This is a genomic window from Empedobacter sp. UBA6305 (genome assembly GCF_002440405.1).
In the GTDB taxonomy this organism is placed as follows: Bacteria; Bacteroidota; Bacteroidia; order Flavobacteriales; family Weeksellaceae; genus Empedobacter; species Empedobacter falsenii_B.
Map to the genome: position 1 here is coordinate 42,197 of NZ_DJTP01000032.1, position 10,474 is coordinate 52,670.

At 29.4% G+C, this 10,474-nt stretch carries 11 protein-coding genes; 5 read left to right on the top strand and 6 right to left on the bottom strand.

The genetic code is table 11. From position 1 onward, the window contains the following. The first annotated feature begins 66 nt into the window (after nt 1-66). Complete coding sequence (locus tag B3M86_RS08215; protein ID WP_291048938.1) at nt 67-615, top strand: hypothetical protein; 549 nt, start codon at nt 67-69, stop codon at nt 613-615. After that, nucleotides 593-898: a hypothetical protein gene (locus tag B3M86_RS08220; RefSeq protein WP_291048935.1), complete on the top strand. Its 306-nt coding sequence runs from the start codon at nt 593-595 to the stop codon at nt 896-898. The genes B3M86_RS08215 and B3M86_RS08220 overlap by 23 nt, the downstream gene beginning before the upstream one ends. Nucleotides 899-993: 95 nt before the next feature. On the opposite strand, the gene B3M86_RS08225 is transcribed toward B3M86_RS08220, so the two are convergent. From B3M86_RS08225 to B3M86_RS08235, 3 genes are read right to left on the bottom strand one after another with little or no spacing between them, the layout of a single operon-like run. Beyond that, complete coding sequence (locus B3M86_RS08225; RefSeq protein ID WP_291048932.1) at nt 994-3,036, bottom strand: S9 family peptidase; 2,043 nt, start codon at nt 3,034-3,036, stop codon at nt 994-996. Nucleotides 3,037-3,072: 36 nt separating this feature from the next. Next, nucleotides 3,073-3,834, bottom strand: coding sequence for a hypothetical protein (locus tag B3M86_RS08230; protein WP_291048929.1), 762 nt, complete (start codon nt 3,832-3,834; stop codon nt 3,073-3,075). A 7-nt stretch (nt 3,835-3,841) separates the two neighbouring features. After that, nucleotides 3,842-4,600, bottom strand: a complete 759-nt coding sequence (locus B3M86_RS08235) for a hypothetical protein (protein ID WP_291048926.1) — start codon at nt 4,598-4,600, stop codon at nt 3,842-3,844. Nucleotides 4,601-4,788: 188 nt separating this feature from the next. Here B3M86_RS08235 and B3M86_RS08240 point away from each other — a divergent pair, with 188 nt between their 5' ends. Then, the gene (locus B3M86_RS08240) at nt 4,789-5,541 is read left to right on the top strand and encodes an SDR family NAD(P)-dependent oxidoreductase (protein ID WP_291048923.1); all 753 of its coding nucleotides are present in this window, start codon (nt 4,789-4,791) and stop codon (nt 5,539-5,541) included. An 83-nt stretch (nt 5,542-5,624) separates the two neighbouring features. Next, entirely contained in the window at nt 5,625-6,281 is a 657-nt protein-coding gene (gene fsa / locus B3M86_RS08245; RefSeq protein WP_125349844.1) for a fructose-6-phosphate aldolase, read from the top strand. A gap of 386 nt (nt 6,282-6,667) precedes the next feature. Here fsa and B3M86_RS08250 read toward each other — a convergent pair whose 3' ends face one another. The 3 genes from B3M86_RS08250 to B3M86_RS08260 all read right to left on the bottom strand — a co-directional run bounded on the left by B3M86_RS08250 (nt 6,668) and on the right by B3M86_RS08260 (nt 9,689). Then, nucleotides 6,668-7,777 carry an endonuclease gene (locus B3M86_RS08250; RefSeq protein WP_291052384.1) on the bottom strand — a complete coding sequence of 370 codons (1,110 nt, stop codon included), beginning with the start codon at nt 7,775-7,777 and terminating at the stop codon, nt 6,668-6,670. Between the two features lie 85 nt (nt 7,778-7,862). Further along, complete coding sequence (locus B3M86_RS08255) at nt 7,863-8,297, bottom strand: hypothetical protein (protein WP_291048915.1); 435 nt, start codon at nt 8,295-8,297, stop codon at nt 7,863-7,865. A 111-nt stretch (nt 8,298-8,408) separates the two neighbouring features. Further along, on the bottom strand, nt 8,409-9,689 hold the full coding sequence (locus B3M86_RS08260; protein ID WP_291048912.1) for a UDP-N-acetylmuramoyl-tripeptide--D-alanyl-D-alanine ligase: 1,281 nt from the start codon (nt 9,687-9,689) through the stop codon (nt 8,409-8,411). Between the two features lie 221 nt (nt 9,690-9,910). On the opposite strand from B3M86_RS08260, the gene B3M86_RS08265 reads away from it, so the two are divergent. Continuing rightward, nucleotides 9,911-10,438, top strand: coding sequence for a GNAT family N-acetyltransferase (locus B3M86_RS08265; RefSeq protein WP_286495783.1), 528 nt, complete (start codon nt 9,911-9,913; stop codon nt 10,436-10,438). Nucleotides 10,439-10,474 lie beyond the last annotated feature (36 nt).

The following is a 10,474-nucleotide window of genomic DNA, read 5'->3' on the forward strand; positions in this document are numbered from 1 at the left end:
TACAAAGCTTTGTTGTAAATTTAAGTAAAATAGTGTTATTCTTCAAAAATTATATATTTAAAACCTATGAAGTCAAAAAATCTAATTTTATTTATATTGTTGATGGTTTCATCATTGATTTTTGCACAAGAAAAAATTAATAATATTGAACTTTCTATTGGAAATTCAAAAGATTTTTTTGAGAATGTTTATGTAAAAGACCTTGAATCTCAACAAAGAAAAATGCTTAAAGATGGATTTTATATTCTTGAAAATTCTTTTCAGAAAGGAAAATTTGAAATAAAAAATGAATTAATTAATGGAGATATTGTTTTGTATGAAGGAGAAAGTTATAGAAAAGAGTATGCGATTCAGAATTCTAAAATTATAACATTAAAAATATATCATAATGATTTGTTAGAAACTGATACATTTAGAGCAAATGATAAATTAAATTTCAAGAGTTATAATGATCAAAATAGACTTACCAATGAAGGTTTTGTTTCTTTGAATCGCCAAGCGCATTATAAAAAAGGAATTACAAAATCGTATTATAAAAGTGGAGTATTAGCTTCTGTGGAGAATTCAATTTTAGGAATAAATACGAGATACTATGAAAATGGAAGTTTATGGTAAAAGTTATGAGAAATATAATGAAGATGGAACTTTAGAAACAAAACAATATAGGAAAGAAGGTGTTTTTTATATTGAGAATTATTACAAAGGAAAACTATCGTCTAAACAATATGAAACGAAAGATAAGGAAGAGATAACGCTTGTTTATGATCATGATAAGTTTATAAGAAAAGAAGTAATTAAGAATATTGATGGCGAAAAATATCTTTATAAATATTCGCCAAATGGAGAATTTATTGAAAAAGAGAAATATTATGCACCAGGAAAAGTAATTTCACCTTAGTCGATTATACCTTTTCTGTATTTTACAAAAAGTGGAATTTCATTCATTAAAAAATACAAAAAGCCAACAAATTTGTTGACTTTTTGTATTGAAATTTATTCTGTAATCCCTTCTAACATAAATAAGAAAGCATCTTCTTTTGCATCTTCTTTCAACGATTCAAATCGGCCAGAAGCACCACCGTGTCCTGTATCCATATTTGTATCTAAAAGTAGAATGTTATTATCTGTTTTTAAATCTCTTAATTTCGCTACCCATTTTGCAGGTTCCCAATATTGTACTTGAGAATCGTGCAAACCTGTCGAAACATAAAGGTTTGGATAAGCTTTTGCTTCCACCTTATCGTATGGCGAATACGATTTCATGTAATCGTAATATTCTTTTTCGTTCGGATTTCCCCATTCATCATATTCCCCTGTTGTCAATGGAATAGAATCGTCTAACATTGTTGTCACAACATCCACAAAAGGAACTTGCGCAATTACCCCATTGAATAATGTTGGCTCGTAATTAATCACAGCTCCCATCAACAATCCACCAGCAGAACCACCCATCGCGTACAAGTGTTTTGATGAAGTATAATTTTGTTGAATCAAATATTTTGCTGCATCAATATAATCAAAAAATGTATTTTTCTTTTCTAACATTTTTCCATCTTCATACCATTCGCGACCAAGATATTGGCCACCACGAATATGCGCAATCGCATAGATAAAACCTCTATCCAAAAGACTTAATCGAACCGAACTAAAATAAGGCTCGATCGTGTAACCATATGAACCATAGGCGTAAAGTAGAAGAGGGGTTTCGGCAGAAAGAGGCGTATCTTTTCGACGAACTAATGAGATTGGAACCATTTCGCCATCGCGAGCTTCTGCCCAAATACGTTCAGAAATATAATTTTCTTTATCAAAATCACCTATAACAACTTGCTCTTTTTTGATTTCGAATGTTTTATCATTCATGTTAAAATCAATCACAGAAGAAGGAGTTGTCAATGATGTATATCCGTAACGCAATATGTCAGTATCAAAATCTGGATTTGTTCCAACATTTGCTGTATAGGTTTCTTCATTAAATGGCAAATAATAATCAGTTGAATTGTCCCACGCTTTGATATTCATCTGCAATAAACCATTTGTACGCTCTTCGATAACCAAATAATTCTTGAAAATTTCGAAACCTTCAATCAATGTTTCTTCGCGATGAGGAATTACATCAATCCAATTTTCTTGTTCTGTTTTTTCGACAGAAGTTTTCATTAATTTGAAGTTAAATGCATCATCTTTATTGGTTTGAATATAAAATGAATCACCAAAATGTTCGATTGAATATTCTAAATCACGTTCTCTTTTTTGAAAGATTTTAAACTCAGCATCTGGTTGATTAGAAGGAATATATCTAAACTCGTCAGAAACAGTACTTGAAGATCCAATAATGATGTAATCTCTAGATTTTGATTTGTAAACAAACGCATTAAACGTATCATCTACTTCTTCAAAAACTAAAATATCATCTTCTTGTTTTGTACCTAATTTGTGTTTCCAAATTTGATAAGCACGCAATGTTTCATCTTTTCTTGTATAAAACAAAGTCTGATTATCAGCGGCCCAAACAGAACCTCCAGTTGTGTTTTCTATTTTATCAGAAAGAATTTCTCCAGTTGTTAAATCTTTGATCTGAATCGTATAAATTCTTCGCGAAACATTATCAACTCCAAAGGAAACCAATTGATTATTTGGTGCCATCGAAATTCCACCCAATTGATAGTACGAATGACCTTCAGCCATTGTGTTGACATCAAAAAGAATTTCATCTGGATTCTCTAAACTATCTTTACGACGTTTGTGAATCGGATATTCTTTTCCTTTTTGATATTCCGTCAAATACCAATAACCATTCAATTTGTACGGAACAGACGAATCATCTTCTTTGATTCGCGCTTTCATTTCCTCAAAAAGTTTGGTTTGTAAAGCTTCTGTTGGTTGTAGAATAGCTTTTGTGTATTCGTTTTCTTGGTTCAAATAATTGATAACTTCAGAGTTTTCACGATCATTCAACCAATAATAATTATCGATGCGGATATCTCCGTGTTTTTCTAATTTTTGTTCTATTTTTTTCGCAATAGGTGCTTGCATTTTCTAAAATTTAAGGTGCAAATGTACTATAAAAACTTACTTTGAATAAGTTGTAGTTGACCAAGATTTATCACCTGTTTTATATTCGATGATGATATTATTTTCGTTTAAATAACCAATTGTTTGATAATTTCCGTTTTGAGAAATCACTGTCACATGGAAAATATTTTGTTGAGCAGCTGGATAAAATTGTGCAATAACTTGTGAATTTTCTTGGTCGATTAATACAAATACGTTGTTATTTGTACTTGCTGTTGTGTAATTTTTTCCGTTCGATTTGTAAACGTTTTTGTTTTCTACAGTTTTTTTTGACACTTGCGTAACGACTTTATTCGTTGTTTCTTTAACGGTTGTAGTTGTTGTATTTTCTGTTTTAGTTACAGGTAAATCTTTCGCATTTTGTTTTCCAACCTGATTCATAGCAAATGTTAAGGCTTCTTGATAACCTTTTGTAAAATCTTTTTCCTTTGACGAACCTTCATAAGTTGAAATCACATTATTATTACAGTCTGTAAACGTTACTTTTAATTTATTTTTAAAAGCAACAGAAGTATTTTCAATATTTGCTTTTGTAGCTAAACAAGGATTGATTTGCACATCTAACGGAATAGAATTTTCATTTACTATTTCATATTCTTTTTTTCTCAAAGCAGTTTTCAATCCTGTATTCAATTGATAATCTTCTTTTACGAAATCTTTAAAGAGTTGAGGAACGATAACATATTTATAATCAGCTACATTTTGTGCTTGTAATGACGATAAAGCAATAAGAAATAAACTTGATAATATAGTTTTCATTATAAGATTATTTAGCCGATAATTTAACTTCTTTCCAACTATTATTTTCAGAAACCTCATAGGAAATCGTATTTCCACTGATGTATCCTACCGAAAAATAATTCGAATTTCCTTTAGTAACAATTACTCTGTAAATTCCATTTTTTAGGGTCGGTTCAAATTTTGCAACAACTTGATTTCCATTTTCGGACATCAACATAAAACCACCATTTTGCAGTTCTATTTTTTGATACGTAGTTGTTCCATCTGTCAGCAAATTAGTAGCTGTTACCTGAGTTCCTTTTGGTTCTGGTATATATGCAGTTGTTGTTTCTGTTTGGGATTTATCTAATTTTACCATCGGAACAGAAGCTTTCGCATTTTGAGATTTTAAAGGATTTAAAGCTAGTTTTATAGCTTCTTGGTAACCTTTGTCATATTCTTTAATCTTAGAAGTTCCTTCAAATTTTTGAATACTTTTATTAGAACAATCTGTAAAACTTACCTCTAATTTATTATTCAAAAAACTTTTAACTTTTAAAATATCCGCATTCAAAGCTAAACAAGGATTTTGCACAACTTCTTGTGGCCAAGAAGATTTATCAGAAGGTAAAACTTCATATTTTTTCTGCGTCAAAATATATCTTAATCGATTATTTAATTGATATTCATCTTTATCAAAACTAGAAAATTTTTCAGGAATATTGATGTACTTATAATCACTTGTTTCTTGTGCATTTATCGTAGAAAAACTACATAAAAGTATAGCAGCTATTAAATTTTTCATTTAAAAAGTTATTTGTATCAAATATAAAAAAATAGAATTGTTTTAACCTAAATATATTTGTTATGCTGAATTTTTCATTCCAAAATAGTTAATAAAATTGAATCATTTAAAATAATATTATTTGTAAGAAATGATTTATAGATCTGATTATAAATGATTAACTTTATTTAAATTAAAATCATAAAATTATGTCAAGTTTAAAAGATAAAGTTGCGATTGTAACTGGAGCTAGCTCTGGAATTGGGAAAGCTGTTGCTGAATTATATGCCAAAGAGGGTGCGAAAGTTGTGGTTTCGGATATTAATGAAGAAGGTGGAAATGAAGTAGTAGAAATTATCAAAAAGAATGGAGGAGAAGCGATATTTTTCAAAGTTGATACTTCTTCGCCAGAAGATAATGAAGCATTAGTAAATAAAACGCTTGAAGTTTATGGAAAACTTGATATAGCTTGTAACAATGCTGGAATTGGTGGTCCTGCCGAGCTGACTGAAAATTATCCGTTAGATGGTTGGAAAAAAGTAATAGATATCAATTTTAATGGTGTTTTTTACGGATGTAAATATCAATTACAAGCAATGGAAAAGAATGGAGGAGGTTCTATTGTTAATATGGCTTCTATTCATGGTACTGTCGCTGCGCCAATGAGTTCGGCTTATACTTCTGCAAAGCATGGAGTTGTAGGTTTGACGAAAAACATTGGAGCGGAATACGGACCAAAAAATATTCGTTGTAATGCAGTTGGACCAGGTTATATTATGACGCCTTTGTTGTCGAATAATTTGAGTGCAGATCATTTAGAGTTGCTTGTTACAAAACATCCAATGGGTCGTTTGGGACAGCCAGAAGAAGTTGCGGAGTTGGTTTTATTCTTAAGTTCGGACAAAGCATCCTTTATGACAGGCGGTTATTACCTTGTTGATGGAGGATATACAGCGGTTTAAAATATTTTTGATCGAATCTTTAAGATTAAATGGTTTTCTATAATTTAATCCTTAATTTTGCCTGAACGAAATACAAACAAACAATGAAATTTTTTATCGATACAGCTAACTTAGCTGACATTAAAGAAGCCCAAGATTTAGGAGTTTTAGATGGTGTAACAACAAATCCATCTTTAATGGCAAAAGAAGGAATTACAGGTCAAGAAAATATTTTGAATCACTACAAAGCAATTTGCGAATTAGTTGACGGAGATGTTTCTGCTGAGGTAATTTCTACTGATTTCGAAGGAATGGTAAAAGAAGGTGAAGCTTTAGCAGCTTTAAATCCTCAAATCGTAGTTAAAATTCCTATGACGAAAGATGGTGTAAAAGCGTGTAAATACTTTTCTACAAAAGGAATCAGAACTAACGTTACTTTAGTTTTCTCTGTAGGACAAGCATTATTAGCTGCAAAAGCTGGTGCAACTTACGTTTCTCCATTCATCGGACGTTTAGACGATATTTCGACAGATGGTTTAAACTTAATCGAAGAAATTCGTTTGGTTTATGATAACTATTTGTACGAAACTCAAATTTTAGCAGCTTCAGTTCGTAATACAATGCATATTGTTAATTGTGCAAAAATTGGTGCTGATGTTATGACAGGACCTTTATCATCAATCTTAGGATTGTTAAAACACCCATTAACAGATTCTGGATTAGCACAATTCTTAGCTGATTACGCTAAAGGAAATCAATAAATTGAATAGAATTTTCTATATATGAGTCGCTTAATTTTAAGCGACTTTTTTTATGAATTTATATTAATGAAAAGCTTTTAATTATCAAGTTGATAAAAATAGTGTTAATAAATAAAAAAAGATGTTTTATTATGAATAATATAAAATTATTAATTGTAAATTGATAAAAGTATTAGAAACTAAAATATTTTTTATTAGTATGTTAAAAACATTTATTTTATTATCAGTCACGCTTGGTATCCCTTTTGTATTAATCATGTTTCTTTATGGAAGCACATTTTTTAAGAAAAATATCAATAATGACTAATAATTTTTTCCATTTACTAAATTAAAAAATCCTTCACTTGTATGAGCGAAGGATTTTTTTATGATGGTTTGATTAATGATTATTTTATTACAACTCTTTTGTTGATTTCCATTTGTTTTCCAACAACTTTGATGATATAAATACCTGGGTTTTTGAAATTAACTTCAACTTCTTTTTGATTTGACGAATTTGAAACTTCATTAATTAATTGTCCATTGAAATTAAAAACAGAAACTTTCTGAATTGATTTCGAATTATTTTCAAGTTTAATTTTAATCGAACGATTTGTTACATTGTAAACTGAAATATCATCACGCTTTTGATATTCGAAATCTCCAGTTCCTAAATTCGAACCCCAAATTTTTTCTGCATATTCAGGATGATCAATAAATGGGTTTCTGTTTTTTTGGTATCTGTAGACTAAATTATTAATATCTTTTTCACGATCAGAAACAGGATCATTTAAATGCCAAGTCATTAATATTTTCAAGAAAGTATCTGTAAAAACTTTATCTTTTGTTTTATTAAACATAGCATAAGACCAACTCTGAATACCATTTTCTTGATAACGAGTAGCAAAATAAAAATAAGCACGAGCTATATCACCTTTAAACTCATCAATTGGTTCGAAAACTGTTCCAGAAAATCCCGCAGAGTATCCAGAGTTTTTATTACTTCCTAATTTAGAGCCATTTAAAGAAGTGTATGTTGCACTTTCAACAACTCCATAAGGAAAATTATCTCTTTTATTATTAACATAACCATCAGTTGGCCAGATATGGAATGCATCTGCAACCATAGGAGAGTTTTTATTAAAAACACTTTGAGGAATAATATGCTCTCTGTTGTAGCAGTCTCCTTCATTTTTATAACCAGAACTGCCACATTGATCTGAAGATTTTATAAAATTATAAGGATCAATTTTTTTCGGTATCTCTGAATAAATATCATAAATAGAATTATCTTTTTCATCATATTTATCTAAAAAACCATTATCAGAATCTGTTCTATTATAAAGCGTCCATAATCCTCCATACGTTAAATCTGTGTGGTTTTTTATTATTTCATATAGCTGTGTTTTTAAGGTAAAGCTGCTACCAGTTGCATTTTCGTAATAGTTACTTGGAGCTTGAGCTGAGGCTAAAATACTTACTGTAAATATGGATAAAGTGTATAAGATTTTTTTCATAAACAATTTAGTTAAAAAAAGCTGTGATTTTCACAGCTTTTATTTTGTATAAATTTATGAAATTTAAAGTTTACTAATTGTTAAATTACTTACTGTAATTTTGATAAATCACCAATGAATCTTGAATTTGTTTATTTAATAATTTATATAAATCTGGTTGATTTAATGAAACTCCAGCTATCGATTTCAATTTTTTCTGAAAATTCTTAGAACCTGACAAAAATTTTGCTCGATAAGAATCTTTATCCATGACTTTTTTGGCTTGTAAATCTTTAAAATCTTTTCTGATTTTTCGTGCATATAATTCAGATAAGTCAAATTGCAACTGCATTTCTTTTAAAATTTCTGCATGTTGCATAGATAGCCACGAATTACTTTCATCAAATTTATTGGTAACCCAAAGTTCAGGAAGTTCTCCAGTAGATTCTGCAATTTGCCAACCTAATTTTGAATCTAAAAATCCTTGAGGAACCTTTGTTTGAATAGGTTTCTTTTTAAAGTTTTCGTAATTAAGTTTCATATCTTTTTTCCATTCAATTACAGATTGAGCCTGAAGAGAATGAGAAGTGAAAAGAGTAATTATAATAAAAAAAAATATTGATTTATTCATCAGATAATCAAGGTGTTGATTTTAAATATTTTCTAACAAATCAAGTCTCATGCCATGAGAACCTTTTATCAAAATATTTCGAGTTTTGATTGGATTTTCTTTTAAACATTCTTCAAATGCAACGCGGTTTTCAAATTTTTGTACTTTCGGATTATTCGTAATTGTTTCACCAAAATTATGTCCTAGAATATAAATTTGATCAAAATCTAAACTTTCAGCTAAATCTAAAATACGTTGATGCTCAGCTTTGGATTCTTCTCCAAGCTCAAACATATCACCAATAATAATTGTTTTAGAACCTTCAAATTTTGCAAAATTATTTAACGAAGCTTCCATACTACTTGGGTTTGCGTTGTACGCATCCATCACAATTTTGTAATTTTCTTTATTGATAATTTGTGAACGATTATTTGATGGAAAATAATTTTCGATTCCGTTTTGAATAGATTTAGCGTCAATCCCGAAATGTTGTCCAATTGCAATTGCACACGAAATATTGCTAAAATTATAGTTTCCTGTTAAATGTGATTGAATTTCTAAATCTTGGTATTTAACCGCCAAATATTCAGTTTCATTTTCTATCAATTCGATTTGAACATTAGCATTATGTTGATCAGAAAATGTAATTCGATTAATATCCTCAGTTTTTTCAACTTGAATTGGATCATTAAAATTAACAAAAGCAGTTCTGTTACTTGCTCTCAAAAAATCATATAACTCAGATTTACCTTTAATCACACCTTTAATTCCTCCGAAACCTTCTAAATGAGCTTTACCAAAATTAGTGATATATCCAAAATCTGGTTGAGAAATAGAAGCTAATAACTCGATTTCTTTTTGATGATTCGCACCCATTTCGATCACAGCCATTTCTGTATCTTCTGGAATAGATAGTATAGTTAAAGGAACCCCAATGTGATTATTCAGATTTCCGAAAGTATAATGCGTTTTGAATTTCTCTTTTAAAACAGCTGAAATCAATTCTTTTGTCGTTGTTTTCCCATTAGAACCAGTCAATCCAATAAATGGTATTTTAAGATAATTACGATAAGTTCTCGCTAAATCTTGTAAAGTTTCTAAAGCATCATTAACCAAAAAAATATTTTGAGATGTATTTTCAAATTCTTTCTCGTCAACAATTGCCATTGCAGCTCCTTGATTGATCGCTTCTTGAGCGAAAGTATTTCCATTAAAATTAGCTCCTTTTAAAGCAAAAAAGATACAATTTTGTGAGATGTTGCGTGTATCAGTCGTAACGATTTTCGATTTAAGAAATTGATCGAATATTTCTGTTGTATTCATGTTATCTAAATAAAATAGATGAGATTCTGTTTTAAAAAAAATAGAAAGAAATTATTCTTTTTATTTCGTACAAATATAAAATTTTATGATTCTATTTTTGACATTTAACGAAGTAATTTACGATAATTGCAAATAAATTAGATGAGATTAATCTTGGTAGCACAAGTTTCTCTATTTTATTTATTATATTAAAAAAATATCTCTAGGACTTTGATAAAAGTATGAAAATAAAAGAAATTACCATTAACGAATTAGAAACTGAACGATTGATTCTTGTTCCTTTTACGATTGATATTTGTGAAAATATGCTGTATAATGATTTTAATATGTTGTATGACAAAGGTTTTGTAAAAAGCAAAGACTGGCCGGATAAAGATATGATGGATACAGTGCCTAAAATTATTCAGAAATTATTAATTCATAATTACGTGACAGGCTTCGAATCCTGGATGATTATAAGAAAGGATACGAAAGAAATAATAGGTGATGTAGGATTTAAAGGGTATAATGCGGAGGAACAAAGTGTAGACATTGGTTATGGAATCATCCGTAAAGAAAGAAGAAAAGGATTTGCAGAAGAGGCGTGTAGAGGTCTTATAAAATGGGCATTTTCTCAAGAAATAGTAAAAGAAATAACAGCCAAATCTTTTTCAGATAATGTCAAATCGATTAATTTATTGAAAAAGCTTGGTTTTGAAAAGATTTTTGAATACAAAGAATTTGTGTATTGGTCATTGATCCAATCTTGAGAACAGAAAGAATTTAATGTAACGTCCTGAAAAAAT